Annotated in this window: 22 protein-coding genes; 11 read left to right on the plus strand and 11 right to left on the minus strand. The window is 72.2% G+C overall.

Going from position 1 to position 25,389, the window contains the following annotated elements:
• Positions 1 to 3 precede the first annotated feature (3 nt).
• The 3 genes from HNR68_RS06655 to HNR68_RS06665 form a co-directional block, all read right to left on the minus strand.
• The gene (locus HNR68_RS06655) at positions 4 to 588 is read right to left on the minus strand and encodes a dihydrofolate reductase family protein (RefSeq protein ID WP_179718661.1); all 585 of its coding nucleotides are present in this window, start codon (positions 586 to 588) and stop codon (positions 4 to 6) included.
• Between the two features lie 217 nt (positions 589 to 805).
• Positions 806 to 2,056 carry an FAD-dependent oxidoreductase gene (locus HNR68_RS06660; protein WP_179718663.1) on the minus strand — a complete coding sequence of 417 codons (1,251 nt, stop codon included), beginning with the start codon at positions 2,054 to 2,056 and terminating at the stop codon, positions 806 to 808.
• A gap of 156 nt (positions 2,057 to 2,212) precedes the next feature.
• On the minus strand, positions 2,213 to 3,703 hold the full coding sequence (locus HNR68_RS06665) for a S8 family peptidase (RefSeq protein WP_343049976.1): 1,491 nt from the start codon (positions 3,701 to 3,703) through the stop codon (positions 2,213 to 2,215).
• A 173-nt stretch (positions 3,704 to 3,876) separates the two neighbouring features.
• On the opposite strand from HNR68_RS06665, the gene HNR68_RS06670 reads away from it, so the two are divergent.
• The 4 genes from HNR68_RS06670 (at position 3,877) to yhjD (ending at position 9,247) form a co-directional block, all read left to right on the plus strand.
• Entirely contained in the window at positions 3,877 to 6,462 is a 2,586-nt protein-coding gene (locus HNR68_RS06670; protein ID WP_179718665.1) for a bifunctional FO biosynthesis protein CofGH, read from the plus strand.
• 383 nt (positions 6,463 to 6,845) lie between these two features.
• The gene (locus HNR68_RS06675) at positions 6,846 to 7,070 is read left to right on the plus strand and encodes a hypothetical protein (protein ID WP_246330723.1); all 225 of its coding nucleotides are present in this window, start codon (positions 6,846 to 6,848) and stop codon (positions 7,068 to 7,070) included.
• Between the two features lie 48 nt (positions 7,071 to 7,118).
• Positions 7,119 to 8,159: a tryptophan--tRNA ligase gene (gene trpS / locus HNR68_RS06680; protein WP_179718667.1), complete on the plus strand. Its 1,041-nt coding sequence runs from the start codon at positions 7,119 to 7,121 to the stop codon at positions 8,157 to 8,159.
• A 62-nt stretch (positions 8,160 to 8,221) separates the two neighbouring features.
• Positions 8,222 to 9,247: an inner membrane protein YhjD gene (gene yhjD / locus HNR68_RS06685; RefSeq protein ID WP_179718668.1), complete on the plus strand. Its 1,026-nt coding sequence runs from the start codon at positions 8,222 to 8,224 to the stop codon at positions 9,245 to 9,247.
• Between the two features lie 4 nt (positions 9,248 to 9,251).
• On the opposite strand, the gene HNR68_RS06690 is transcribed toward yhjD, so the two are convergent.
• The 3 genes from HNR68_RS06690 to HNR68_RS06700 all read right to left on the minus strand — a co-directional run bounded on the left by HNR68_RS06690 (position 9,252) and on the right by HNR68_RS06700 (position 12,602).
• Positions 9,252 to 9,851 (minus strand): TetR/AcrR family transcriptional regulator C-terminal ligand-binding domain-containing protein, encoded by a 600-nt coding sequence (locus tag HNR68_RS06690; RefSeq protein WP_179718669.1) that lies wholly within the window; start codon positions 9,849 to 9,851, stop codon positions 9,252 to 9,254.
• Complete coding sequence (locus tag HNR68_RS06695) at positions 9,848 to 11,299, minus strand: FAD-dependent monooxygenase (protein WP_246330404.1); 1,452 nt, start codon at positions 11,297 to 11,299, stop codon at positions 9,848 to 9,850. The genes HNR68_RS06690 and HNR68_RS06695 overlap by 4 nt, the downstream gene beginning before the upstream one ends.
• Before the next feature lie 70 nt (positions 11,300 to 11,369).
• Positions 11,370 to 12,602: a D-alanyl-D-alanine carboxypeptidase family protein gene (locus tag HNR68_RS06700; protein ID WP_343049977.1), complete on the minus strand. Its 1,233-nt coding sequence runs from the start codon at positions 12,600 to 12,602 to the stop codon at positions 11,370 to 11,372.
• Between the two features lie 92 nt (positions 12,603 to 12,694).
• Between HNR68_RS06700 and HNR68_RS06705 the strand changes: the two genes are divergently transcribed.
• A complete protein-coding gene (locus HNR68_RS06705) occupies positions 12,695 to 12,928 on the plus strand; it encodes an SCO4848 family membrane protein (protein ID WP_179718670.1) in 234 nt (77 codons plus the stop codon).
• 65 nt (positions 12,929 to 12,993) lie between these two features.
• Here the strand turns inward: HNR68_RS06705 and HNR68_RS06710 are convergent, their stop codons facing one another.
• From HNR68_RS06710 to sdhC, 4 genes are all read right to left on the minus strand, one after another.
• Positions 12,994 to 13,782, minus strand: coding sequence for a succinate dehydrogenase iron-sulfur subunit (locus HNR68_RS06710; RefSeq protein WP_179718671.1), 789 nt, complete (start codon positions 13,780 to 13,782; stop codon positions 12,994 to 12,996).
• Positions 13,782 to 15,572, minus strand: coding sequence for a succinate dehydrogenase flavoprotein subunit (gene sdhA / locus HNR68_RS06715; protein ID WP_179718672.1), 1,791 nt, complete (start codon positions 15,570 to 15,572; stop codon positions 13,782 to 13,784). The genes HNR68_RS06710 and sdhA overlap by 1 nt, the downstream gene beginning before the upstream one ends.
• 70 nt (positions 15,573 to 15,642) lie before the next feature.
• Positions 15,643 to 16,062 carry a succinate dehydrogenase hydrophobic membrane anchor subunit gene (locus tag HNR68_RS06720; RefSeq protein ID WP_179718673.1) on the minus strand — a complete coding sequence of 140 codons (420 nt, stop codon included), beginning with the start codon at positions 16,060 to 16,062 and terminating at the stop codon, positions 15,643 to 15,645.
• A 5-nt stretch (positions 16,063 to 16,067) separates the two neighbouring features.
• Positions 16,068 to 16,502 (minus strand): succinate dehydrogenase, cytochrome b556 subunit, encoded by a 435-nt coding sequence (sdhC, locus tag HNR68_RS06725; RefSeq protein WP_179718675.1) that lies wholly within the window; start codon positions 16,500 to 16,502, stop codon positions 16,068 to 16,070.
• Between the two features lie 439 nt (positions 16,503 to 16,941).
• Here sdhC and HNR68_RS06730 point away from each other — a divergent pair, with 439 nt between their 5' ends.
• The 6 genes from HNR68_RS06730 to HNR68_RS06755 all read left to right on the plus strand — a co-directional run bounded on the left by HNR68_RS06730 (position 16,942) and on the right by HNR68_RS06755 (position 23,928).
• Complete coding sequence (locus HNR68_RS06730; RefSeq protein WP_179718677.1) at positions 16,942 to 18,102, plus strand: BMP family lipoprotein; 1,161 nt, start codon at positions 16,942 to 16,944, stop codon at positions 18,100 to 18,102.
• A 193-nt stretch (positions 18,103 to 18,295) separates the two neighbouring features.
• A complete protein-coding gene (locus HNR68_RS06735) occupies positions 18,296 to 19,834 on the plus strand; it encodes an ABC transporter ATP-binding protein (RefSeq protein ID WP_179718679.1) in 1,539 nt (512 codons plus the stop codon).
• Positions 19,831 to 20,928: an ABC transporter permease gene (locus HNR68_RS06740; protein ID WP_179718681.1), complete on the plus strand. Its 1,098-nt coding sequence runs from the start codon at positions 19,831 to 19,833 to the stop codon at positions 20,926 to 20,928. Before HNR68_RS06735 ends, HNR68_RS06740 begins: the two co-directional genes overlap by 4 nt.
• Positions 20,925 to 22,187 carry an ABC transporter permease gene (locus HNR68_RS06745; protein WP_179718683.1) on the plus strand — a complete coding sequence of 421 codons (1,263 nt, stop codon included), beginning with the start codon at positions 20,925 to 20,927 and terminating at the stop codon, positions 22,185 to 22,187. The genes HNR68_RS06740 and HNR68_RS06745 overlap by 4 nt, the downstream gene beginning before the upstream one ends.
• Positions 22,184 to 22,561, plus strand: a complete 378-nt coding sequence (locus HNR68_RS06750; RefSeq protein ID WP_179718685.1) for a cytidine deaminase — start codon at positions 22,184 to 22,186, stop codon at positions 22,559 to 22,561. The genes HNR68_RS06745 and HNR68_RS06750 overlap by 4 nt, the downstream gene beginning before the upstream one ends.
• 110 nt (positions 22,562 to 22,671) lie before the next feature.
• On the plus strand, positions 22,672 to 23,928 hold the full coding sequence (locus HNR68_RS06755) for a thymidine phosphorylase (RefSeq protein WP_380574342.1): 1,257 nt from the start codon (positions 22,672 to 22,674) through the stop codon (positions 23,926 to 23,928).
• A 130-nt stretch (positions 23,929 to 24,058) separates the two neighbouring features.
• Here HNR68_RS06755 and HNR68_RS06760 read toward each other — a convergent pair whose 3' ends face one another.
• Positions 24,059 to 25,252: a hypothetical protein gene (locus HNR68_RS06760; protein ID WP_179718689.1), complete on the minus strand. Its 1,194-nt coding sequence runs from the start codon at positions 25,250 to 25,252 to the stop codon at positions 24,059 to 24,061.
• Between the last annotated feature and the right edge of the window lie 137 nt (positions 25,253 to 25,389).

The raw sequence follows: 25,389 nt of genomic DNA on the forward strand, positions 1-25,389 counted from the left end.
GCGTCAGCGCTTCCGGTAGGTCAGGTGCACGATCCCGCCCGGGTGGGGTTCGGCGCGGACCAGGTCGAACCGCTCCGGGCGGAAGTCCCCGTCGAACAGGGGGATCCCGGCTCCGGCGGCGACGGGGTGCAGCTTGATGAGGAGCTCGTCGATCTCCGGGCGCAGCGCCGCCGCCAGCTGCGCGCCGCCGACCAGCCAGATCCCCTTCCCCGGCCGGGCCTTGAGCTCGCGGACCTTCTCGACCGGGTCCGTGGCGACCAGGTGCACCCCGGGGTCCGGGCTCTCGGTGAGGGTCCGCGAGAACACGTAGTGCTCGAGGTGCGCGTAGGCGTTGGTGATGCCCGCGGCGAGGCCGGTCTCGTAGGACCCGCGCCCCTCGACGACGGTGTCGAACCGCGCGGGCTCGGCGTCGGCGATGCCGAGCGGCTCGCGCAGGTGCGTGGGCACGATCTCCGGCAGCCCGGCGAGGACGTGCGGCAGGTACTCGGGTGGAGGCGCCAGGAGCCCGCTGGTGCTCGGGTCGCTGCGGTCGGGTTCGGCGATGAAGCCGTCGATCGTGGTGGCGACGCAGTAGGTGAGTGCGCGCACGGGTCCTCCTGGTGTCCTCGGAGCGCGGGCGGGTCGGGTGGACGACACCGCTGGTGGGGACCCGGGGCCGTCCAGGACGGGATCATGCCCCGGACCGGCGGTTCCCGGTAGTGTCCACTGTGGATCGCCAGTGGTCGCCGCGTCCGGCTTCCCCGCGCGATGACCGGGCTCGTGGTGACCCCCGAGCTCCTCGACGGACCGCTCCCTCGCGACCTGATCAGCGGGCGATCAGGTCGTTCAGCGGGGTGTCCGGGTCGGCCAGCGCCGCCGTGTCCACCGTGGTCCCCGAGGTGATCAGCGTCCCGAGCTGCTCCTGGACGTCCCAGACGTTGACGTTCATGCCCGCCAGGACCCGGCCGCCGTCCAGCCAGAACGCGATGAACTCGCGGGCCTCGACGTCACCGCGGAAGACCACCTGGTCGTACCCGCCCGGCTCGACGTGGCCGAGGAACTCCATGCCGATGCCGCCCGCGCCCGGGTCGTACTGGTCGGTGAAGAAGTAGGGCAGCTCCGAGTACGCGACGTCGCGCCCGAGCATCGCCGCCGCCGCGGTGGTCGGCTGGTTCAGCGCGTTCGCCCAGTGCTCCACGCGGATCTGCTTGCCCAGCAACGGGTTGAAGGCGTTGGCCACGTCCCCGGCCGCCACGATGTTCGGGTCCGGTGTGCGCAGCGTGGCGTCCACCAGGACGCCGTTCTGCACCCGCAGCCCGGCCTGCTCGGCGAGCGTGACCTCGGGGACCACGCCGACCGCGACCAGCACGGCGTCCGCGCCGACCTCGGTGCCGTCGGTCAACCGGACCCCGGTGACGCGCCCGCGGGCGGTGCGGACCTCGTCGACCGCGGTGCCGAACCGGAACTCGACGCCGTGCTGCCGGTGCACGTCGGCGAACACCCGGGCCACCTCGGGGCCGAGCACGCGCAGCAGCGGCAGCTCGGTGGTCTCCACGACCGTCACGGCCACGCCGGCGGTGCGGGCCGCGGCGGTGACCTCCAGGCCGATCCAGCCCGCGCCGACCACCACCAGCCGCTCGACCTCGGCCAGCGTGCGCTTGATGCGGTCGGAGTCCTCGACGCGCCGCAGGTGCAGCACGCCCTCGGCGTCGATGCCCGGCACCGGCAGCGAGCGGGGGTGCGCACCCGTGGCCAGCAGCAGCTTGTCGTAGTCGAGGCGGGTGCCGTCGGCCAGCTCGACCTGCCGCAACGACCGGTCGATCCGCTGCACCGGCACGCCGAGCTGCAGGTCCACCCGGTTCTCGGCGTACCAGCCCTCGTCGTGCACGTGGGCCGCCTCGAACGCCATCCCGCCCGCCAGGTAGCCCTTGGACAGCGGCGGCCGCTCGTACGGGCGGTGCGGTTCGTCGCCGACCAGGGCGATCCGCCCGTCGAAGCCCTGCCTGCGCAGCGCCTCCGCGCCCTTGGCGCCGGCCAGCCCGGCGCCGACGATCACGAACCTCTCCGAGTCCCCCACGACGACCTCGCTCCCCACCGGTTCCCGCTCGCACCGAGCGTCCGTCCGGGCACCCCGCCGAGCAACCGGGAGGAAGGGGTGAAGGGCACCTTCCGCCCACCGGGTTGGGGGAAGGTGCCCTTCACGCGTCACCTGTTCGGGTGGAGGACCCTGGCGTCAGCGGACCGCGTCGAGGGCGTCGACGAGGCCCGCGCCGTAGAAGCCCGCGCCGGTGGCGCCGCCCGCGCACACCGCGTCCGGCTTGCCGTCACCGTCCGGGTCGTAGTTCTCCGGGCAAGCCAGGGCGTCCGCCTGGTTGGCCAGCGCGCCGATCGTCTGCGGGCCGTTCCACTCCGGGTGGGTGCTGCGCAGCAGCGCCACCACGCCCACCGCGTGCGGCCCGGCCATCGAGGTGCCCTGCATCCAGCCCCAGCCGCCGCCGGGCACCGTGGACAGCACCCGGCCGTTCTGCGACGGCGTGTCCGGGACCTGGTCCTTGTCGCCGCCCGGGGCGGTCACGGTGATGGACCCCAGCCCGTAGTTGGAGTAGTACGACTTCACCGAGTCGACGCCCACCGCGGACACCGACACCACACCGGGCAGCTCGCCCGGCAGCACGTGGCACTCGTGCCCGGTCCAGCGGTCCTGCGTCGGGCCGCCGTTGTTCGGGCTCTCGGTGTCGTGGATCGGCTTGGACAGGTCCCAGTTGCTGTTGCCCGCGGAGGTCACGGTCACGACGTCCTTGCTGGTGGCGTAGTCGACCGCCCGGCGCACCGCCTCCGCCGCGGCCCGCTGGTCCGGGTCGCTGTCGCACCACAGGTACCAGGGGTCGACGAAGTAGGAGTTGTTGGTGACGTCGAACCCGTGCTCAGCGGCCCAGATGAAACCGCAGATGGCGTACTCGGGGTAGATGAACCCGTCGTCGTCGATCACCCGCACCGAGGCCAGTGTGACGTCCGGGGCCACGCCGGTGACGCCGAGGCCGTTGCGGGCCGCGGCGATGGTCCCGGCCACGTGCGTGCCGTGGCTCTGCGTCTCGTCCTGCGGCTGCCAGGCCTCCTGGCGGGTGTCCGGGACGCCCTCGTCGACGCAGCTCACCGACTTCGACACGTCCAGGTTCGGCACCAGGTCGGGGTGCGTCGGGTCGATGCCGAAGTCCAGCACGCCGACGGTGACGTCCTCGCTGCCCCGGGAGATCGCGTGCGCCTGGTCGACGCCGATCTGCCGCATGTCCCACTGCTCGGGCTCCAGCGGCTCCTGGCCGGCCTGCGCGGTGACCGCGGGGGCGGCCGTCGTGCCCTCCAGCGTCTCCAGCCGCGTGGACTGCTCGGGCGGGAGCTGTTCGGCCAGGTTGCGGGTGTTGCCCGCCTGCTCGACCGCGGGCAGTCCGCGCACCGCCTCGGCGAACGCCGGGTCGGTGGAGGTCGCCACCACGACCCCGATCTGCGGCCAGCTCTGCACCACGGCACCGCCGGCCGCGCGGACCGATTCCTCGGTCTGCGCCAGGCCGTCACCGGTCGGGCCGATGACGACGAAGTGCGCGGGTGCGGCGTCGCTCGCGGGCGCGGTGGCGGCCGTGCTGACGACGCCCGCCGGCACCAGCAGCGCCAGCGCGAGGGCAGAACCGGCGATGCGCGCAGTTCTGCCCTTCAATCTTCTGCGTGACACGTGTCCCTCCTGAAGAGACAGAATGTGATCCTCCCAGTGCTGTTCGTCGGATTCTGCGCCTGATCTGGGGATGCGCGGTAGGGCGGAACGGAGCAATTCCCTAGCCGAGAGTGAGCTGTACGGCACGCCTCGGGCGGCTGCGCGACGCGGGACCTCGGACTTAGAGTCGGCTGGTGTCGGTCGTAGATCTGCAACTCGCCCAGCCCGAACCCACTCCGAGCGATTCGGCCATGCGCCGGGCGCTCCGCAGAGCCACCGACGGTGCCTCGCTGGACGCCACCGAGGCCGCCGTGCTGCTCCACGCCCGCGGTGACGACCTGGAGAGACTGCTGGCCGCGGCGGGCCGCGCGCGGGACGCGCACCTGCTCGCCGAAGGCCGTCCGGGTGTGGTCACGCACGCCCGCAACGTGTTCATCCCGCTGACCCGGCTGTGCCGGGACCGGTGCCACTACTGCACGTTCGCCACCGTGCCGCACCGCGTCGAGTCCGCGTTCCTGGAGCGCGAGGAGGTCGTGGAGATCGCCCGGCGCGGCGCCGAAGCGGGCTGCACCGAAGCGCTGTTCACCCTGGGCGACCGGCCCGAGGAACGCTGGTCGGCGGCCGCGGAGTGGTTGGAGGCCCGCGGCTACTCCTCCACTGTGGACTACGTCCGGGCCTGCGCGATCGCGGTGCTGGAGGAGACCGGGCTGCTGCCGCACCTGAACCCGGGCGTGCTGTCCTGGTCGGAGCTGACCAGGCTCAAGCCGGTCGCGGCGAGCATGGGCATGATGCTGGAGACCACCGCCGAGCGGTTGTGGCGGGACAAGGGCGGTCCGCACTTCGGCAGCCCGGACAAGGAGCCCGCCGTCCGGTTGCGCACGCTGGAGGACGCCGGTCGCGTCGCCGTGCCGTTCACCAGCGGGATCCTCATCGGCATCGGCGAGACCCGCACCGAGCGCGCCGAGTCGCTGCTCGCGCTGCGCCGCGTCGCCCGGCAGTACGGGCACCTGCAGGAAGTCATCGTGCAGAACTTCCGGGCCAAACCGGACACCGCGATGCGGGACGTGCCCGACGCCGACCTGGAGGACCTGGCCGCCACCGTCGCGGTCGCGCGGCTGCTCATGCCGTCCGGGGTCAGCGTCCAGGCACCGCCGAACCTGGTCGGTGACCAGCAACTGCTCGTGCTGCGGGCGGGGATCGACGACTGGGGCGGTGTCTCCCCGGTGACCCCGGACCACGTCAGCCCCGAGCACCCCTGGCCGGCGCTGGACGACCTGGCCGCGACCACCGCGGAAGCCGGGTTCGAGCTCCGCGAGCGGCTCACCGCCTACCCGCGCTACGTGCGCGCCGGGCTCGCGGGCGACAGCACGCAGTGGCTCGACCTGCGGGTCGCCGGGCACGTCGCGGCGCTGGCCGACGCCGACGGCCTGCGCCGCCCGGACGCCGAGATCGTCGGCCGCGAGTGGCAGGAGCCGGACGGCGGCTTCGAGTCCATCGGCCGCACCGACCTGCACCGCAGCATCGACACCACGGGCCGCAGCGAGGACCGCCGCAGCGACTTCGACACCGTCTACGGCGACTGGGACGCGCTGCGCGCCCAGGTGCCCGCGGCGTCCGCGCCGGAGCGGCTCGACGCCGACGTGCGGGAGGGCCTCCGGCTGGCCTCCTCCGACCCGGCCGCGCTGCTCGACGAAGCGCACCACGACGCCGCGATGGCCTTGATGACCTGCGACGGAGCCGCGCTCGACGAGCTCGCCCGGATCGCCGACGACCTGCGCCGGGAGGTCGTCGGCGACGACATCACCTACGTGGTCAACCGCAACATCAACTTCTCCAACATCTGCTACGTCGGCTGCCGGTTCTGCGCCTTCGCCCAGCGCGAGCGCGACGCCGACGCCTACCGGCTCTCCCCGGAGGAGGTCGCCGACCGGGCCGACGAGGCGTGGCGGGCCGGGGCCACCGAGATCTGCATGCAGGGCGGCATCGACCCCCGGCTGCCGGTGTCCGGCTACGCCGACCTGGTGCGCGCGATCAAGGAGCGGGTGCCGGAGATGCACGTCCACGCCTTCAGCCCGATGGAGATCGTCAGCGCGGCCGCCAAGGCCGGGGTGAGCGTGGCGGACTGGCTGGCCGAGCTGAAGGAGGCCGGGCTGGGCAGCATCCCGGGCACGGCGGCGGAGATCCTCGACGACGAGGTGCGCTGGGTGCTCACCAAGGGCAAGCTGCCCGCCGCCGAGTGGGTCGAGGTCGTCACCACCGCGCACCGGCTGGGCATCCCGTCCTCGTCGACGATGATGTACGGCCACGTCGACACGCCCGAGCACTGGCTGGGGCACTTCCGGACGCTCGCCCGGGTGCAGGACGCCGCGGCCGAGCACGGAGCCGCCGGGTTCACCGAGTTCGTGCCGCTGCCGTTCGTGCACCGCAACGCGCCGATCTACCTGGCCGGGCTGGCCCGTCCGGGCCCGACCCGCCGGGACAACCGCGCGGTGCACGCGATGGCGCGCGTGCTGCTGCACGGCCGGGTCGACAACGTCCAGTGCTCCTGGGTCAAGCTCGGTGACGCCGGCACGACCGAGGTGCTGCACGGCGGGGCCAACGACGTCGGCGGCACGCTGATGGAGGAGACGATCAGCCGCATGGCCGGGTCCGAGCACGGGTCGGAGCGCAGCGTCGAGGAGCTGCACGAACTGGCCGCCCGCGCGGGACGACCCGCCCGGCAACGCACCACCACCTACGGGCGCCCCGGACGGGTGCAGCTCGGCGTCAGCCCGGTCTGAGGCCTCCGCTCGGCGCGGCTCCCACCGGGATCGGACGTCCGGTTCCGGTGGGGGCCGCGCCCCTCCGGGCCCGGCCGGGGGTCGCTCGGGAGCTGCCCACACAGAAGTGTGTGACGTGGGTCACCCTAGCGGCTGCGCCGGGGGGTCCGGAGAGGGGTCGATCCGCGCGCTGGCCTGCGCCGTTCTCCGTTGCACAGCCCCGGATCCAGGTCCATTTCGCCGGAAAATATGATCACTCCGTCGTGGTCGGTTCACACGGAGCGACCACGGGCGTAACCGGCGACCGGTACGGTCTGCCACCGGACTCGAAGGAATGCTGACCTGATCGGGTCAATCATCGTGAGGGAGGCGCGCTCGTGCGTAGCCGAATAGCTCGCGTGGCCATGCGAGTCTCCGCGCTCGGTGCCGTCATCGCGGCGACGGTGCTCGCGACTGCGGCGGCGGCCACCGCCCGACCGCTGGCCCTGCCGTCCGGGCCGCCCGGACCGCTGGACTCGCTGGCCACTCCGGTCGGCCTCACCGCCGTCGGGCTCGGCGTGGTCGGCATGGTCGCAGGCGCGTTCCGGAAGAAGAAGGTCCAGCCGGAGAACCAGCGCAAGACCTCCTGACCGGAGGTCCGTTCCCACCCGCGGCGCGGGGCTTGCGAGAATCAGTTCGTGAGCAGCAGCGACACCGCACCCCAGAACAGCCAGTCCGCGGCTCGTCCCCGCGTGTTGTCCGGCATCCAGCCGACCGCCGACTCGTTCCACCTCGGCAACTACCTGGGCGCCCTGCGGGAGTGGGTCACCATGCAGGACGACCACGACGCCTTCTACTGCGTCGTCGACCTGCACGCCATCACCGTCGAGCAGGACCCCGCGCAGCTGCGCCAGCGCACCCGGCTGTCGGCCGCCCAGCTGCTCGCCCTCGGCATCGACCCGGACCGCTCCACGCTGTTCGTGCAGAGCCACGTCCCGGAGCACGCCCAGCTCAGCTGGGTGCTGGAGTGCCAGACCGGCTTCGGCGAGGCCGGCCGGATGACCCAGTTCAAGGACAAGGCCGCCCGCCAGGAGGCCGAGCACGTCAGCGTCGGGCTGTTCACCTACCCGGTGCTGCAGGCCGCCGACATCCTGCTCTACCAGGCCGACGCGGTGCCGGTCGGCGAGGACCAGCGCCAGCACCTGGAGCTCACCCGCAACCTGGCGCAGCGGTTCAACTCCCGGTTCGGCCAGACCTTCACCGTCCCGGCCGCGCACATCCCGAAGGACACCGCGAAGATCTACGACCTGCAGGACCCGACCTCCAAGATGAGCAAGTCGGTGCCCTCCGGTGTCATCGAGCTGATGGAGTCGCCCAAGCGCTCCGCCAAGAAGATCCGCTCCGCGGTCACCGACCTGGAGCGCGAGATCCGCTACGACGTGGAGAACAAGCCCGGCATCAGCAACCTGCTGGTGATCTACTCGGCGCTGAGCGGCCGGAGCGTCGCCGAGCTGGAGACGGCCTACGAGGGCAAGGGCTACGGCGACCTGAAGAAGGACCTCGGCGAGGTCGTGGTCGAGTTCGTCACGCCGTTCCAGGAGAAGGTCCAGGCCTACCTCGACGACCCGGCGGAGCTGGACAAGGTGCTGCACCGCGGCGCGGAGCGCGCCCGCGAGGTGGCCGGCGAGACGCTGCGCACCGTCTTCGATCGGGTGGGTTTCCTTCCGCCGATGGGCTGAACTGATCATCTGCGGGTAGCCTGCTGCCGATCGGCGGATGCCGTTGCGGCGGGAGGTGCACCGTGGCCGGGCAACAGGACGAACGACCGGGGCGGCTGACGCTGCTGCGTCGCAAGCACCCCTGGTTGGACCGGCTGATCCGCGCGTTCGAGCGGTACCAGAAGCAGTACGGCGACTACTACGCGGCGGCGATCACCTACTTCAGCGTGCTCGCCCTGGTGCCGCTGCTGATGATCGCGTTCGCGGTCGCCGGTTTCGTGCTCGCCGGCAACCCCGACCTGCTCGGGAAGCTGCAGGAGTCGATCACCTCGGCGGTGCCCAGCGCGGCGATGAGCCAGATGCTGACCGGCGTCGTCGACCAGGCGATCCGGCAGGCCGGGGCGGTCGGGGTGATCGGCCTGCTCGCCGCGCTGTACTCCGGGCTGGGCTGGATGACCAACCTGCGCGAGGCGCTGACCGCCCAGTGGACCCAGCAGCCCGACCAGCAGCCGGTGCTGCGGCGGATGCTCTCCGACCTGCTGTCGCTGATCGGCCTCGGTGCGGCGCTGGCGATCTCGTTCGGCATCAGCGCGCTCGGCGGCGTCGGGTTGTGGCTGTTCGAGTTCTTCGGGATCCAGCACACCGCGGTGGCGGTGTTCGCGCTGCGCGGGCTGACCACGCTGCTGTCGCTGGCGGCGAGCTGGCTGGTGTTCCTGTGGGTGCTGGCGCGGCTGCCGCGCAAGGCGGTCCGCCTGCGCACCGCGGTGTGGGGCGCGCTGTTCGCCGCGATCGGGTTCGAGGTGCTCAAGCAGGTCGCGGTGGTCTACCTCAACAGCGTCACCAGCTCCCCGGCGGGCGCGGCGTTCGGGCCGGTCCTCGGTCTGCTGGTGTTCGCCAACCTCACCTCGCGGTTCATCCTCTTCGTCACCGCGTGGACGGCGTCGGCCCCGGAGTACCAGGAGGCGGAGGCCTCGCCGGCGCCGGGCCCGGCGATCATCCGCCCGGTGGTGCAGGTGCGCGGCCGCTCCGGCGCGCGCGCCACCGCGGGCCTGGTGGGCCTGGGCGGTCTCGGGGCGCTCGTCGGCTGGGCGTGGTGGCGCAGGCGCTGAGCGCTCACCGCTCGTCGAGCAGCCCGGCGTGGCGGTACACCGACTCCAGGTAGGCGCGGGCTCCGGCGGCGTCGAGCGGCTCGGGCTGGAGGAGCCGGAACAGCACGGCGCCGACCAGCATGTCGATGAGCACGTCCAGGTCGGCGTCCGCGGCGAGCGTCCCCTCGGCCCGCGCGCGCTCCAGCAGCGCCCGGACGGTCCGCCGCCGGGGCACCACGTAGTGCTCCCAGTAGGTCGCCATCAGCTCCGGGTGGCTGGCGCTCTCCCCGAAGACGCGGGCGACCATCGCCCGCAGCCGGGGCGCGGTGAGGGCCTCGGCCAGGTCCGGCAGGGTCTGCCGGACCAGCGTCGGCACCGGCACGTCACCGGGGTCGGGCGGCGCGGTCTCCGGCATCTCGTCGCGGGCGGACTCGATCGCGGCCGCCAGCACCGCTTCCTTGGAGTCCCACCGCCGGTAGACGGTGAGCTTGCCGACCCCGGCGCGCTTGGCGATCTGCTCCATGCTGGTGCCCGCGACCCCGCGCTCGAGGAACAGCTCCAGCGCGGCTCGCAGGATGGCCCGGTCGGCCTCGGGGTCGCGGGGTCGCCCGCGGGCCCGGGTCACGCCGCCCTCCCGGTCCGCAGGGTCGTCTCGAACCAGCGCAGGAGCTGCCCGGGGGTGTCCCCGCGCCACGCCAGGTGCCCGTCCGGGCGCACCAGCCAGGTCCCGCGGAGCGGCCGCTCCGGTGCCAGGTGCACGAAGGGTTCCCCGAGCGAGACCCCGTCGCCGCCGAGCACCGCCCAGCGGCCGCGCAGCTCGGCGTGCAGCCGGGTCCGGCGGCCGTCGGCGTCCCGGCACACCAGGTCCGGCACGCGGTCGCCGGGTCGCGGCCGGGGGCCGCGCCGGGCCCCGAGCGGGCCCTCGCGGTAGGTCACCCAGAGCTGGGACGCCAGCCACGTCGCGTACCGCTGGACCGGACCGAGGCGCGCCACGCGGGCCGTGACGGCGCGCGCCGCGCGGCCGACGGCCCCGTCGGTCAGCAGCACCCGGGTGGTCGCCGTGGTCCCGCGCAGCACGTCCTCCGCCAGCGGTCGCCGTTCGGCCTGGTAGGTGTCCAGCAGCGCGGCGCTGGCGCGGCCCTGCACGACCAGCGCGAGCTTCCACGCCAGGTTCTCCGCGTCGCCGATGCCGGTGTTCATGCCCTGCCCGCCGAAGGGGCTGTGGATGTGCGCGGCGTCCCCGGCGAGCAGCACGCGCCCGGCCCGGTAGCTGTCGGCGAGCCGGCGGTGGATGCGGAACACCGAGGTCCAGTCGGCCTCGCGCAGCACGGCGTCGGCCTGCCCGGTGCGCTCGACGAGCAGCCGCCGCAGCTGGTCCAGCACGTCGCCGTCGGCGTGCTCGGCGTCGGCCATCACCCGCCACGCGTCGTCGTGCTCGCTGCGCATCGGGATGGCGAAGAAGACCCCGTCCCGGGAGAACCACCCCGACGAGCCGCGGCGGTCCAGGTCCCAGTCGGCGGTCACGTCGGCGAGCAGCCACTGGTCCGCCAGGGCGACGCCGGGGAAGCCGATGCCGGCCAGCCTGCGGACCGCGCTGTGCGCGCCGTCGCAGCCCACCACGTAGTCGGCGTGCGCGGTCTCGCCGGAGACCGTGGCGGTCACGCCGTCCGGGCCCTGGGCGAGGTCGGTGAGCTCGCGCCCCCACTCGACGCTGCCGCCGAGCTCGGTGAGCCGTCGGTGCAGCGCCTCCTCCACCGCGGTCTGCGGGATGAACAGCGCGCGGAGCTGCCGGCCTTCGATCTCGCCGAAGCGCACGGTGGCCAGCGGCTCGTGCCCGGCGCGCAGGGTGAGCTGGACGGCGGGCTGCGCCCGCTCCGGCAGGTCCCCGAGCGCGCCGAGCCGGTTGAGCACCTCGACCCCGCGCGCGTGCAGGATGTTCGCCCGCGACGTCGTCGCGGGTCCGCCGGCCCGGTCGATGACGCGGACCGGCACGTCGTGCGCCCGCAGCGCGCAGGCCAGCGCCAGCCCGGTGGGGCCGGCTCCGACGACCAGGACACCCATGTCCGCCCCCAATCAATAACGGTACGGATTCGTAAACAATGAGACCACGCACCGGCCGCGGCCGGTAGTCCTTCCCGTCAGATCAGGGGTGGTCGTCGCCGCCGCTGCGCCGCCGGCGGGCCAGGGCGGCCCGGCGCCGCTGCACCGCGACCGCGGCGCCCACGGCGACGCCCGCCGCGGCCAGCAGGGCGAGCGGGCCGCCGACCGTGCCGAACATCGAGGCGCTCTCCGGTTCCGCCCGCACCGCGCGCTCGTCCGGCAGGGTCTCCGCAGGCGGCGCCGGGGAGGTGGTCACCAGCTCGCCGACGCCCCCGCCGCCGAGCGCGAACCCGTAGTCGAGCAGCTGCATGGCCTGCTTGGACTGCCGGACGGGCTGGTTCTCGCCGCGCATGAGCACCGCCACCAGCCGGCGCCCGTCGCGTTCGGCGGCGCCGATGAAGGTGTGCCGGGCGTCGTCGGTGAACCCGGTCTTGCCGCCGATCCCGCCCGGGTAGTGGCGCAGCACCTGGTTGTCGCTCCAGACCTCGATCGGCGGACCGCCGGGCGCGCCCGGCAGGAAGGCCTGCTCGGTGCCCGCGATCCGGGCGAACTCGGGGTGCTGCATCGCCACGCGGAAGATGACCGCCAGGTCGTAGGCGGACGTGCTCATGCCCGGGCCGTCCAGTCCGGACGGTGTCGCCGCGCGGGTGTCCAGCGCGCCGAGCGACGCGGCCAGCGCGTTCATCTTGTCCACGGTGGCCTCGACGCCGCCCATCTTCCCCGCCAGGGCGTGCGCGGCGTCGTTGCCGGACCGCAGGATCAGGCCGGTGAGCACGTCGCGGACGGTGTAGGTGGTGCCGGGGAAGAGGCCGACCCGGCTGCCCTCCTGGTTCGCGTCCTCCTGGGTGGCCACGATCGTGTCGTCCAGCCGGAGCTCGCGGAGCGCGGTGAGGGCGGTGAGCACCTTGATGGTGGACGCCGGGCGGTGCCGGGCGTGCGGGTCGCGGGCGGCCAGCACCTCACCGGTGTCCAGGTCGGCGAGCACCCAGCTGGCCGAGGTGACCTCGGGCGGGGGTGCGGGCGCCCCGGGTGGGAGCAGCACGTCGCAGCCGGCCAGCTGGTCGCCGCCGACCGGGGTCTCCGGCACCGGGAGGGGGCCCGGCGAGGGCTCACCGGGCGGCGGCACCTCGGAGGTGTCCACCGGTGGCGGGGGCGCGGCGCGGTCGGGGCACTCCTGCGCCTGTGCGGTGCCGCTCAGCAGTGGCAGCGCCACGCCGAGGGCGCAGAGGGCGACCTTGGTGCGAAGCAGGACCGGACCGCGGGCACGTCGAGGCACGCGCACCAGGCTAGTCAACCGCAGGCCCACGCGTACCGGCAACGCCCACCCGGAGCACCGGGTGAGCCCGCTCACGGCGGACAATGGCACCCGTGGTGATTTCCCGACGCGTAGCGGTGTTCCTGCTGGCCTTCGGCGTGTGGTCGTACCTGCTGTGGCCGAACTTCGTGCGCAACATCTGGAACAGCGACCGCTCCTGGGCCGACGGCTCCCCGACGAGCTACCTCGTCGTCCACCTGGTGATCGCGGTGGTCTCCCTGGTGCTGGGCACGATCATCGGCGTGCTCGGCTGGCGCGCCCTCCGCGCGGCCCGCAAGGCCTCCTGAACGGCCTCCGACGCAGAACCGGCGCCCACCCCGTGGGGTGAGCGCCGGTCCGGCGTTGCCGCGCGTCAGCGGCGGCGGAACATCAGGGCCCGCTTGACCTCCTGGATCGCCTTGGTGACCTGGATGCCACGCGGGCAGGCGTCCGTGCAGTTGAAGGTCGTGCGGCAGCGCCACACGCCGTCGACGTCGTTGAGGATGTCGAGGCGCTCGTCGGCACCCTCGTCGCGGCTGTCGAAGATGAACCGGTGCGCGTTGACGATCGCCGCCGGGCCGAAGTAGTTCCCGTCCGCCCAGTACACCGGGCACGACGTGGTGCACGCCGCGCACAGGATGCACTTGGTGGTGTCGTCGAACCGAGCGCGCTCGGCGACCGACTGGATCCGCTCCCGGGTCGGCTCGTTGCCGGAGGTGATCAGGTACGGCTTGATCGACCGGTAGGCCTCGAAGAACGGCTCCATGTCGACGACCAGGTCCTTCTCCACCGGGAGGCCCTTGATCGGCTCGATGGTCAGGGTGGTCTCGCCGTCCTTGGCCAGCATGTCCTTCATCAGGACCTTGCAGGCCAGCCGGTTGACGCCGTTGATCCGCATCGCGTCGGACCCGCACACGCCGTGCGCGCAGGACCGGCGGAAGGTCAGCGTGCCGTCGACGTACCACTTGATGTAGTGCAGCAGGTTCAGCACGCGGTCCGAGGGCAGCGCCGGGATCCGGTAGGACTCCCAGTGCATGTCCTCGTCGGTCTCCGGGTTGTACCGCAGGATCTTGACGGTCACCATCGTGGCGTCGTCAGGGATCGGCGGCGCGTCCTCCGGGATCTGGTTCGCGTCGTTCTTGGTCGTGGTGGCGGCGGTCATCAGTACTTACGCTCCATCGGCTGGTACCGGGTGACGACGACGGGCTTGTAGTCCAGCCGGATGTCGGCCTGGAAACCGGTGAGCCCCAGCGGGGCGTCCGGGTCTTCCTCCTCAGGCAGCACCTTGTACTGCATGCTGTGCCGCATGAAGTTCACGTCGTCGCGGGCGGTGTAGTCCTCGCGGGCGTGACCGCCGCGGGACTCCTTGCGGGCCAGCGCGGCGTTGACCAGCGCCTCGGCCAGGTCGAGCAGGAAGCCCAGCTCGATGGCCTCGAGCAGGTCGGAGTTGTACCGCTTGCCCTTGTCGTGCACGGAGATCCGGCCGTAGCGCTCCTTGAGCGCCTGCACGTCCGACAGCGCCGTCTTCAGCGTCTCCTCGGTGCGGTACACCGACGCGTTGGCGTCCATCGTCTGCTGCAGCTCGGCGCGGATCGTGGCGACCCGCTCGCCACCGCTCGCGGTGCGCAGGTGGTTGACCATGCCCTCGACGAGCTTGGTCGGGTGCTCCGGCATGTCGACGAAGTCGTGGCCGAGCGCGTACTCCGCGGCGGCGATGCCGGACCGGCGGCCGAACACGTTGATGTCCAGCAGCGAGTTGGTGCCCAGGCGGTTGGAGCCGTGCACCGAGACGCAGGCGCACTCGCCGGCCGCGTAGAGGCCGGGGACGATGTTCTCGTTGTCCCGCAGCACCTCGCCCTGCACGTTGGTGGGGATGCCGCCCATCGCGTAGTGCGCGGTCGGGTAGACCGGCACCGGCTCCTCGGTCGGCTCCACACCCAGGTAGGTGCGGGAGAACTCCATGATGTCCGGCAGCTTCGTCTCGAGCAGCTCCCGGCCCAGGTGGGTGACGTCGAGCAGCACGTAGTCCTTGTTCGGACCCGCGCCGCGGCCCTCCAGCACCTCCAGGGCCATCGACCGGGCGACGATGTCGCGCGGCGCGAGGTCCTTGATGGTCGGGGCGTAGCGCTCCATGAACCGCTCGCCGTCGGCGTTGCGGAGGATGCCGCCCTCGCCGCGGACGCCCTCGGTGATGAGGATGCCCAGGCCCGCCAGGCCGGTCGGGTGGAACTGGTAGAACTCCATGTCCTCCAGCGGCAGGCCCTTGCGGTAGACGATGCCCATCCCGTCACCGGTCAGGGTGTGGGCGTTCGAGGTGGTCTTGAAGACCTTGCCGAAGCCGCCGGTGGCGAAGATGACCGACTTGGCGTGGAAGACGTGGATCTCGCCGGTGGCCAGCTCGTAGGCGATGGCGCCGGTGCAGACCTGCTGCCCGTCCGGCCCGTCGTTGAGCATGATGTCCAGGACGTAGAACTCGTTGTAGAACTCCACGCCGTGCTTGACGCAGTTCTGGTACAGCGTCTGCAGGATCATGTGGCCGGTGCGGTCCGCGGCGTAGCAGGCGCGGCGCACCGGGGCCTTGCCGTGGTCGCGGGTGTGGCCGCCGAACCGGCGCTGGTCGATCTTGCCCTCGGGGGTCCGGTTGAACGGCAGACCCATCTTCTCGAGGTCGAGGACCGCGTCGATGGCCTCCTTCGCCATGATCTCGGCGGCGTCCTGGTCGACCAGGTAGTCACCGCCCTTGATCGTGTCGAAGGTGTGCCACTCCCAGTTGTCCTCTTCGACGTTGGCCAACGCCGCGCACATGCCGCCCTGGGCGGCACCCGTGTGCGAGCGGGTCGGGTAGAGCTTGGTCAGCACGGCGGTGCGGGCGCGCTGCCCGGCCTCGATCGCGGCGCGCATCCCGGCGCCCCCAGCACCGACGATGACCACGTCGTACTTGTGGATTTGCATTCGTCGCCTCCTCGGGCGGCGGCGAGGTCCGGGGTGGGCGACGACCTCGCCGCGATGTGGTCGTCTGCGGCTAGCCGATGTTCGGGTCGAAGGTGAACAGGACGAAGGTGCCCAGGACGACGGTCAGCAGGACCGCGGTGTACAGCAGCATCTTCAGCCAGAAGCGCGTCCCGTCCTTGCGCGCGTAGTCGTTGATGACGGTACGCAGCCCGTTGCCGCCGTGCAGGCCGGCCAGCCAGAGCATGGTGAGGTCCCACATCTGCCAGAACGGGGACGCCCAGCGCCCGGCGACGAAGGCGAAGTTGATCCGCTGCACGCCACCGTCCACGAAGAGCATGATCAGGATGTGTCCCAGCACCAGGAACAGCAGGACCACGCCGGACAGCCGCATGAACAACCAGCTGTAGAGCTCGAAGTTGTTCCGCCGGGCGGCCGGGCGGGACGGGGTGCGCGGCTTCTCCACGGAAACAGGTGCGTCGGTGACGGTCATTGCGCTCAACCCCCGAAGAACTCGTTGACCGCGCGGCTGAGCAAGCTGATCGCCGCCGGAATGATCAACACCAACCACAGCACCACGACGGTCCACAACATCGGCTTCTGGTACTGGGTGCCCTTGGACCAGAAGTCGACCAGCATGACGCGGACGCCGTTGAAAGCGTGGAACAGCACGGCCGCCAGCAGACCCAGCTCGAAGAGGATCATCACCGGGTGCTTGTACGTCTCGATGACCGTGTCGTACGCGTTCGGCGAGACCCGTACCAGGGCGGTGTCCAGGACGTGCACGAACAAGAAGAAGAAGGTGAGTACGCCCGTGATCCGGTGGGCGACCCACGACCACATGCCCAGATCGCCGCGGTAGAGACGCCCCTTGGCGCGCGGCGCGGTGGCGCGCTCCGGTGCGTCGGCCGCGGAGGCGGTGGTGCTGGCCATGGTGGAAGGCCTCCAACCTCGCTGGTGGACTGACGGCCCCGTCCGGGAACATGCGCGACCGGCCCCGAGTCGCAGTTGGTCCCAATCAGCATTGGGTGCACGCCCGTCACCGGCCACGAACAGGGGCCTTGACGCTTCGGATGCTAGACCCGACCAATCCCCCGGGCCTACTCGCCCGTGCCCTCTGTGATCGACCAGACAAGCGTCCCGGCTGGTTGATCGATGTAGAAATCATTTCGTGACACGGACGCAATGCCCAAGCGGCAGCGTCAAGACTTAATTTCGAGAGCCACGTCACCGAATGGCGTGCGCCGCGAACCGGACGAACAATCACCGAGGACGACACCGTCGTGTGGAGTTCTGCCGGCATCGCCGCGCCCGGGCACCCGGGTGCGGTCCAGGGGGGATCGCGGCGGGACCAACAGGAAAGGGGAACGGCATGCGGCGGACGCCGACATGGAGGCGCTCGGGTGCCGGACGTTCACGGACGGCCACCGCGGTGGCCGCGCTGCTCACCGGCACGCTGGTGCTCGCCGGCTGCGCGAAGGACGGCGGCGGAGGGGGAGCCGACAACGCTGACGGGCAGGGGTGCGAGCTGAACCCGCCCCCGGCTGCGGCCGCGCCGCCCGCACCGCCCACCCAGCCGCCGGCACCGCCGGAGGCCAAGCAGCTGCGGGTCGGCCTGGCGTTCGACATCGGTGGCCGCGGTGACGCCTCGTTCAACGACGCCTCGGTGGCCGGGCTGGAGCGGGCCAAGGCCGAGATGGGCTTCACCGACGTCAAGGAGCTCGACGCCGGTGCCGGCGAGCCCGAGGACGCCAAGCAGACCCGACTGCGGCAGCTGGCGCGCGAGGGCTACAACCCGGTGATCGCCGTCGGCTACGCCTACGCCGACGCGGTCAAGGTCGTCGCGCCGGAGTTCCCCGGCACCAAGTTCGCGATCATCGACGAGCAGATCGAGGGTGTGCCCAACGTCACGTCCCTGGTCTTCGCCGAGGAGCAGGGGTCCTTCCTGGTCGGCGTGATCGCCGCGCACCGCTCGAAGAACTGCCAGGTCGGCTTCGTCGGCGGGGTGGAGACCCCGCTGATCCAGAAGTTCCAGGCCGGGTTCGAGGCGGGCGCCAAGGCCGCCGCGCCGGACATCGAAGTCGACAGCAAGTACCTGACGCCGGCCGGTGACTTCAGCGGCTTCCAGGACCCGAACAAGGGCGCCGAGGTGGCCACCGGGCAGCTGGAGTCCGGGGCCGACGTCATCTACCACGCCGCGGGCGCGTCCGGGAAGGGCGTGTTCTCGGCGGTCAAGCAGGCCGACGCGAAGGCGATCGGCGTCGACTCCGACCAGTACAACCAGCCGACCGTCGCCGAGTACAAGGACGTGATCATCTCGTCCATGCTCAAGCGCGTCGACCTGGCGGTGTACGACTACATCTCCGCGGTCGCCCGCAACGACCTGGGGTCGCTGCCGGAGAAGTTCGACCTGTCCCTCGACGGCGTCGGCTACTCGACCTCGGGTGGCATGGTCGACGACCTGGTGCCGGTGGTGGACGCCTACAAGAACGCCATCGCCAACGGCGACATCAAGGTCTCCGACAAGCCTTGATCCTCCTGTGAAGGGCACCTCCGGCACCCGTGGTGGTCGGTCCACGCTCCTGTCGCCGCGGGCCGGGGGTGCCCTTCGTGTGTCACCCGGCACGGTGGCGTGTTCGCGCCAACCGCGTCACCGCCGGGCCGAAACCGTCCATTGTTGAGCGTCCGTCCGCTTCGCCACCGCGAGACGACGTCCTTGGAGCACCATGAGAACCGCAACCGAGCCGGGGTCCGCCGACCCACCCGCAGTCGAGCTGACCGGCATCACCAAGACCTTCCCCGGCGTGGTCGCCAACAGCGACGTGAACCTGACGGTGCGCGCCGGTGAGGTGCACGCGCTGTGCGGCGAGAACGGCGCCGGCAAGTCCACGCTGATGAAGATCCTCTACGGCATGCAGGCGCCGGACTCCGGCACGATCCGGGTGCACGGCGAGGAGGTGCGCCTGCGCACGCCCGCCGAGGCCATCCGCGCCGGCATCGGCATGGTCCACCAGCACTTCATGCTCGCCGACAACCTCACCGTGCTGGAGAACATCGTGCTCGGCGCGGAGGGCAGGCACGGCATCGGCGCGAAGGCCCGCCGCGAGGTGCTGCAGCTCGCGGCCCGCGCGGGCTTCGAGGTCCGCCCCGACGTGCTGGTCGAACGGCTCGGCGTGGCCGACCGGCAGCGCGTGGAGATCCTCAAGGTGCTCTACCGCGGAGCCCGGATCATCATCCTCGACGAGCCCACCGCGGTGCTCGTGCCGCAGGAGGTCGAGGAGCTGTTCACGACCCTGCGCACCATGCGCGAGCAGGGCTTCACCTTCCTGTTCATCTCGCACAAGCTCGACGAGGTCCGCGCGATCGCCGACACCGTCACGGTGCTGCGCCGCGGCACCACCGTCGGCACCGTGCCCACCGGCGAGGTCACCAGCCAGCAGCTGGCGGAGATGATGGTCGGCAGCGAGCTGCCGGTGCCCGAGCGCGGCGAGTCCACGGTGACCGATCGCGAGGTGCTCGTCCTCTCCGGACTGTCCGCATCGGAGCAGGACCGCGCGGTGCTGTCCGACGTCGACCTGGTGGTGCACGCCGGTGAGGTCGTCGGCATCGCCGGGGTGGAGGGCAACGGCCAGACCGAGCTGGTCGAGGCGATCATGGGCATGCGCCCGGTCGACTCGGGCCGGGTCGTCCTCGGCGACCGCGACCTGACCGGGCTGCCCACGCTGGCCCGGCGGGAGGCGGGCATCGGCTACGTGCCCGAGGACCGGCACCGGCAGGGCCTGCTGCTCGACCAGCCGCTCTGGTACAACCGCATCCTCGGTCACCAGACCCGGCGCCCCGTCGCCCGCGGCCGGTGGCTGGACCGGCAGGGCGCGAAGGCCGACTCGGCGCGCATCGTCGAGCAGTTCGACGTCCGCACCCCCGGCATCGAGACCGACGCGGCCGCGCTCTCCGGCGGCAACCAGCAGAAGTTCGTGGTGGGCCGGGAGCTCTCCGGCGACCCGGTGCTGCTCATCGCAGCGCACCCGACCCGCGGCGTGGACGTCGGCGCGCAGGCCGGCATCTGGGACCACCTGCGGGCCGCGCGCGCCGAGGGGCTGGCGGTGCTGCTCATCTCCGCCGACCTGGACGAGCTGATCGGCCTGTCGGACACCATCCGGGTGATGTTCCGCGGCCGCCTGGTGGCCGAGGCGGACCCCCGGTCGGTGACCCCGGAAGAACTCGGCGCGGCGATGACCGGGGCCAGGGACGGTGAGGTCGCATGAACACGTGGCGGGTGCGCCTGCTCCCCGCGGGGCTGGCGATCGTGTTCTCGGCGGTGCTGTGCAGCGTGGTGCTGCTGGTCTCCGGCGCGAACCCGGTCGACACCCTGCTGGAGATGGTCACGCAGGTCGGGCGCGGCACCACCGCGGTGGACATCGTCAACACCGCGGGCAGCTACTACCTGGTGGCCATCGCCGCGGCGATCGGCTTCCAGATGAACCTGCTCAACATCGGCATCGAGGGCCAGTACCGGCTGGGCGCCTGCGTGGCGGCGATCGTCGGTGGTGCGGTCAGCCTGCCGTTCGGGCTGCACGCGGTGCTGGTCGTCGTGGTCGGCGCGGTCACCGGCGCGGTGTGGTGCGGCATCGCGGCGCTGCTCAAGGTCTACCGCGGGGTGTCCGAGGTGATCTCCACGATCATGCTCAACACCCTCTCCATCGGGCTCATCGCCTACCTGGTGGCCACCTTCGGCGAGATGCGCGGCAACATGCAGGGCACCGCGCGCATCCCGGAGTCCGGCCAGGTGCCGGGGATCCCGCTGGGCGGGGCCGGGACGCTGTTCGGGCTGGTGCTGCTGTCGGTGGCCGTGGGCGTCGGGTACGCGGTGCTGGTCGACCGCACCCGGTACGGCTTCCAGCTGCGCGCCTCCGGGTTGTCGCCGACCGCCGCGCTGGCCGGCGGCGTCGACTCCAAGCGCATGGTCCTGTCGGCGATGCTCATCTCCGGCGCCATCGCCGGGGTGGCCGGGCTGCCGGAGATCCTGAGCCGCGACCACACCTTCACCATCAACTTCCCGACCGGCTACGGCTTCGCGGGCCTGGCCATCGCGCTGCTCGGCCGCAACCACCCGGTCGGCGTCGCCTTCGGCGCGCTGCTGTGGTCGTTCCTGGACAAGAGCTCGCTGACGCTGGACAACATCGGCGTGCCGAAGGAGATCGTGACCATCCTGCAGGGCACCATCGTGCTCTCCGTGGTGGTCGCCTACGAGCTGGTGCGCCGCCGCGAGCTCGCCGCCGAGCAGCGGCGGGTCGGGCGCGCGCTGGGCACCGCGAGCGAGACACCGGCCGCTGCCGGGACCGGAGGTGAGCGGGCATGACCGCGGTGACCGCGGAACCGACGAAGGCCCCGCAGAAGCCGGCGCGCCGCCCGATGCCCGGCTGGGCGCGGGTGCTGCTGTGGGTGGTCGTCGCCTTCGTGGCGGTGTCGTTCACCTCGTACCAGACGGACGTGCCGCAGCTGACCTCCTCGGGCACCGTGCAGTCCGCGGTGCGGCTGGGCGTCCCGATCCTGCTGGCGGCGCTGGGCGGCCTGTGGGCCGAGCGCGCCGGGGTCATCAACATCGGCCTGGAAGGCATGATGATCCTCGGCACCTGGGGCGGCGCGTGGGCCGGCTACCAGTGGGGACCGTTCGCCGGGCTGGTGGCGGCGGCGGTGTTCGGCGCGCTGGGCGGGCTGGTGCACGCGATCGCGACGGTGACCTTCGGGGTCAACCACATCGTCTCCGGTGTGGCGATCAACCTGCTGGGCGCGGGCTTGGCGAAGTACCTCGCGACGCTGGTGTTCGAGCCGGTCTCGCGGAACCCGCGGGAGTCGCCCCCGGTGCCGAAGTTCGACACCTACTCGGCGCAACCGCTGGGGGACTGGCTGGAGCAGCTGGAGGACGTGCAGCGGGTCGGCATCTCCGACGCCGCGGGCATCCTCGGCGGCCTGGTCACCGGGGTCTCCCCGCTGACCATGCTGGCGTTCCTGCTGGTGCCGGTGAGCTACCTGGTGCTGTGGCGCTCGCCGTTCGGGCTGCGGCTGCGGTCCTGCGGGGAGAACCCGGTGGCGGCGGAGTCGCTGGGCGTCAACGTCTACCGGTACAAGTACCTCGCGGTGATCATCTCGGGCGCGCTGGCCGGCATCGGCGGTGCGGCGCTGATCCTCAACCCGGGCCAGGCGGGCTACCTGGAGGGCCAGACCAACAACCGCGGCTACATCGGCCTGGCGGCGATGATCTTCGGCAACTGGCGGCCGGGCGGGCTGCTCGGCGGTGCCGCGCTGTTCGGCTACTCCGACGGCCTGCAGCTGCGCAGCGGCGAGACCAGCGTGCACGCGCTGTTCTACGGCGCGACGCTGCTGCTCGTGGTCGTCGCGGCGGTGCAGGTGTGGCGGCGCAGCTGGTTCGCCGCGGGCCTGGCGCTGGTCGCCGCCGCGGTGATGTACGCGGTGTACTGGTACACCGACGAGCTGCCCACCGAGCTCACCGCCTACACCCCGCACCTGGTGACGCTGGTGGTCCTGGCCGTGGCGTCGCAGCGGCTGCGACCACCCGCGGCGAACGGCCTGCAGTACCGACGCGGGGCCGACCAGTGACCGCGGTGGACTGGGAGGCGCTGCGGGCGGCGGCCGTGGACGCCGCCGCCCTGGCGTACTGCCCGTACTCGGGGCTGCAGGTGGGTGCGGCCGCGCTGTGCGACGACGGTCGCGTGGTGACCGGGTGCAACGTGGAGAACGGCTCCTACGGGGTCACCCTGTGCGCGGAGTGCACGATGGCCGGCCAGCTCCAGCTGACCGGCGGGGGCCGGTTCGTCGCGGTGGCCTGCCGCAGCGGCACCGGGGAGCTGCTCATGCCCTGCGGCCGCTGCCGCCAGGTCCTGCAGGAGCTGGGCGGACCGGACTGCCTGGTGGACACGCCCCGGGGCGTCCTGCCCATGCGCGAGGTCCTCCCCGACGCCTTCGAGCTGTAGGTCGCCGGAACACTCGTCCGGGGTGTGTCTGCGCGCGGGGTTCGGTTTTCGAGAGGTGGAAGGGTTCGGACTGGGAGGCGACGGTGCACTCTGCGGTTGACGTGATTCGGGTGAAGCGGGACGGCGGGCGGCTCAGCGACGAGCAGATCGACTGGGTCGTCGACGCCTACACGCGCGGGGAGGTCGCCGACGAGCAGATGGCGTCGCTGGCCATGGCCGTCCTGCTGCGCGGGATGACGCCGGAGGAGACGGCGCGGTGGACCAGGGCGATGGTCGCCTCCGGTGAGGTGCTGGACCTCGGCTCGGTGTCCAGGCCCACGGTGGACAAGCACTCCACGGGCGGGGTGGGGGACAAGATCACCCTGCCGTTGACCCCGCTGGTCGCCGCCTGCGGTGCGGCGGTGCCGCAGCTGTCCGGGCGCGGGCTCGGGCACACCGGCGGCACGCTGGACAAGCTGGAGTCGATCCCGGGCTGGCGGGCGCAGCTGTCGCTGGACGAGATCCGCGCCCAGCTCGACGACGTCGGGGCGGTGGTGTGCGCCGCGACGGAGGGGCTGGCACCGGCCGACCGGAAGCTCTACGCCCTGCGGGACGTGACGGGCACCGTGGAGTCGATCCCGCTCATCGCCAGCTCGATCATGAGCAAGAAGATCGCCGAGGGCGTGCAGTCGCTGGTGCTGGACGTCAAGTGCGGGTCCGGGGCGTTCATGAAGGACCTGGACCAGGCGCGGCAGCTGGCCACCGCGCTGGTGGACATCGGCACCGCCGGCGGGGTGCGCACCAGCGCGCTCATCACCGACATGTCCGTGCCGCTGGGGCGGGCGGTCGGCAACGCCCTGGAGGTCGCCGAGGCGGTGGAGGTGCTGCGCGGGGGCGGTCCGTCGGACGTCGTCGAGCTGACCCTGGCGCTGGCCCGCGAGATGCTGGCGCACGCCGGGCTGTCCGATGTGGACCCCGCGGAGGCGCTGGCGGACGGGCGCGCGCACGACGTGTGGTGCCGGATGGTCAAGGCGCAGGGCGGTGACCCGGACGCGGAACTGCCACGGGCGAGGCACGTCGACGTGGTCACCGCACCGCGGGACGGGGTGCTGACCGAGCTGGACGCGTTCGCCGTGGGCGTCGCCGCGTGGCGCCTGGGGGCCGGGCGGGCCCGCAAGGAGGACGACGTCGACCACGCCGCCGGGGTGCTGTGCCTGGCGAAGCCGGGGGACCGCGTCACCGCGGGGCAACCCCTGCTGGAGCTGCACACCGACCGGCCGGACACCGTGGCCGCCGCGCGGGACGCGCTGCGCGACGCGTACCGGATCAGCGACGCCGCCCGGGAGTCGACGCCGCTGGTGCTGGACCGGGTGGCCGCAGGCAGCTGAGCGGGCGGTGCGTCGGGACGCCGCTGCGGTGTCCCGGCGCACCGGGTGGAAGAAGGCCCTGGCCCGTGCAGCGGGTGCACGGGCCAGGGCCACTGCGCTCCGGCGGCGGTTCCGGGGGGAACCGCCGGGATCAGGCGGTCTCGGCGGCGTAGTCCTCTTCGCCGTCGGTGAGGGCCTTGTCCGTGGTGTCGCGCTTGGCGCTCTTGGAGCGGCCGCGGCGCTGCTGGCGCGGCAGCGTGGTGGGCGGCGGCGGGGTCGACGGCGCGCTGCCACCGAGGATCAGCTCGGCGAAGGTCGCCATGGCCTCGTCGAGCTGACCGGCGTGGCGCCGCTCGCTCTCCTCGTTCGCCTCGCGCACAAGGGCGTTGAGCGTGTCGCGGTCCGGGCGGGCCGACAGCGTGCCCGACAGCTGCGACAGGTTCTTCGACAGCGTGCCGCTGAGGTCGCCGAGACCGGCCTTGACGCCCTCCTCGACCGTGTTGATGCGGTCGGTGAAGCCCTGCTCGACGGTGTCGATGCGGGTGTTGACGTTGTCCTCGACCTGGTCGAGGCGCGACGACACCTGGTCCAGCCGGCTGGTGAGCTGCTCGAGGCGGTCGGCCAGCTTGTCCAGCCGGTCGGTCGGGTCCACCGCGGGACGCGCCTTGAGCTCCTCCAGCTTGGCGTCCAGCTGGTCGCGGGTGCCGGCCACCGCGTCGGTGAGCGAGTTCTGCGCGCTGCTGGTGGATTCGGTGACCGCGCGCTGCAGGGCCTCGCGGGTGCCGTCGAGGTGTTCGTGCACGCCCTCGTCGATCTCGGCGAAGCGGCCGCGCAGGCTCGTCTCCAGGGAGTCGATGCGCTCGCGCACCGGCCCGTGCACCGCGCCGGGCAGCGCCTCCAGCCGACCGTCCTGCTTGTCCAGGTGCAGCCCCAGCTCGTCCAGGCGCTTGTGGATGTGGCCGAGCTTGTCCTCCAGGCCGTCCATCCGGCCGACCACACCGTCCATCCGGCCGGACACGCCGTCGAGCCGCCCGTCGAGCTGGGCGAACGGCTTGGCCAGCTTGTCCATCAAGCCGTCGACGGCGCCCTTGAGCTCGCTCAGCGCACCGTCGTGCGCTTCGAGCTTGGCCAGCGCCTCGTCGAGCCGTTCGGCGAGCACGCTGACCTCGGTGCGGTCCGGCAGCTCGGAGAGGCGTTTCCGCACGGAACCCAGCGACTCCAGCGGGGAGAGCCGGGCGTGGATCTCGTCCAGGGCGTCGAAGATCTGCTGTTGTTCGCTCTCGCGGATCTCAGCCGCACGCGTGAGCATGTTGCGCATGCGGTCGAACGACATGTTCTCGGTCACGGCTAGGGGCGTCCTTCGTCGAGGGGAGGTGAGGACTCACCGAGCCTAGCTACTCACTCACCGCGTTCCTAGCCACCCCCCGATGCACCGGGTGACCGTTCCTCCTCAGTGGAATCACGATGGAGCAGTCCTGTTCG

It is taken from the genome of Saccharopolyspora hordei (genome assembly GCF_013410345.1).
In the GTDB taxonomy this organism is placed as follows: domain Bacteria; phylum Actinomycetota; class Actinomycetes; order Mycobacteriales; family Pseudonocardiaceae; genus Saccharopolyspora; species Saccharopolyspora hordei.

Excerpts from the sequence above, each read along its gene's own strand:
- HNR68_RS06675 (WP_246330723.1), top strand. The coding sequence starts at position 6,846 with ATGCGAGTCTCCGCGCTCGGTGCCGTCATCGCGGCGACGGTGCTCGCG.
- HNR68_RS06710 (WP_179718671.1), bottom strand. The coding sequence starts at position 13,782 with ATGACCGCCGCCACCACGACCAAGAACGACGCGAACCAGATCCCGGAG.
- sdhA (WP_179718672.1), bottom strand. The coding sequence starts at position 15,572 with ATGCAAATCCACAAGTACGACGTGGTCATCGTCGGTGCTGGGGGCGCC.
- HNR68_RS06720 (WP_179718673.1), bottom strand. The coding sequence starts at position 16,062 with ATGACCGTCACCGACGCACCTGTTTCCGTGGAGAAGCCGCGCACCCCG.
- sdhC (WP_179718675.1), bottom strand. The coding sequence starts at position 16,502 with ATGGCCAGCACCACCGCCTCCGCGGCCGACGCACCGGAGCGCGCCACC.
- HNR68_RS06730 (WP_179718677.1), top strand. The coding sequence starts at position 16,942 with ATGCGGCGGACGCCGACATGGAGGCGCTCGGGTGCCGGACGTTCACGG.
- HNR68_RS06735 (WP_179718679.1), top strand. The coding sequence starts at position 18,296 with ATGAGAACCGCAACCGAGCCGGGGTCCGCCGACCCACCCGCAGTCGAG.
- HNR68_RS06740 (WP_179718681.1), top strand. The coding sequence starts at position 19,831 with ATGAACACGTGGCGGGTGCGCCTGCTCCCCGCGGGGCTGGCGATCGTG.
- HNR68_RS06745 (WP_179718683.1), top strand. The coding sequence starts at position 20,925 with ATGACCGCGGTGACCGCGGAACCGACGAAGGCCCCGCAGAAGCCGGCG.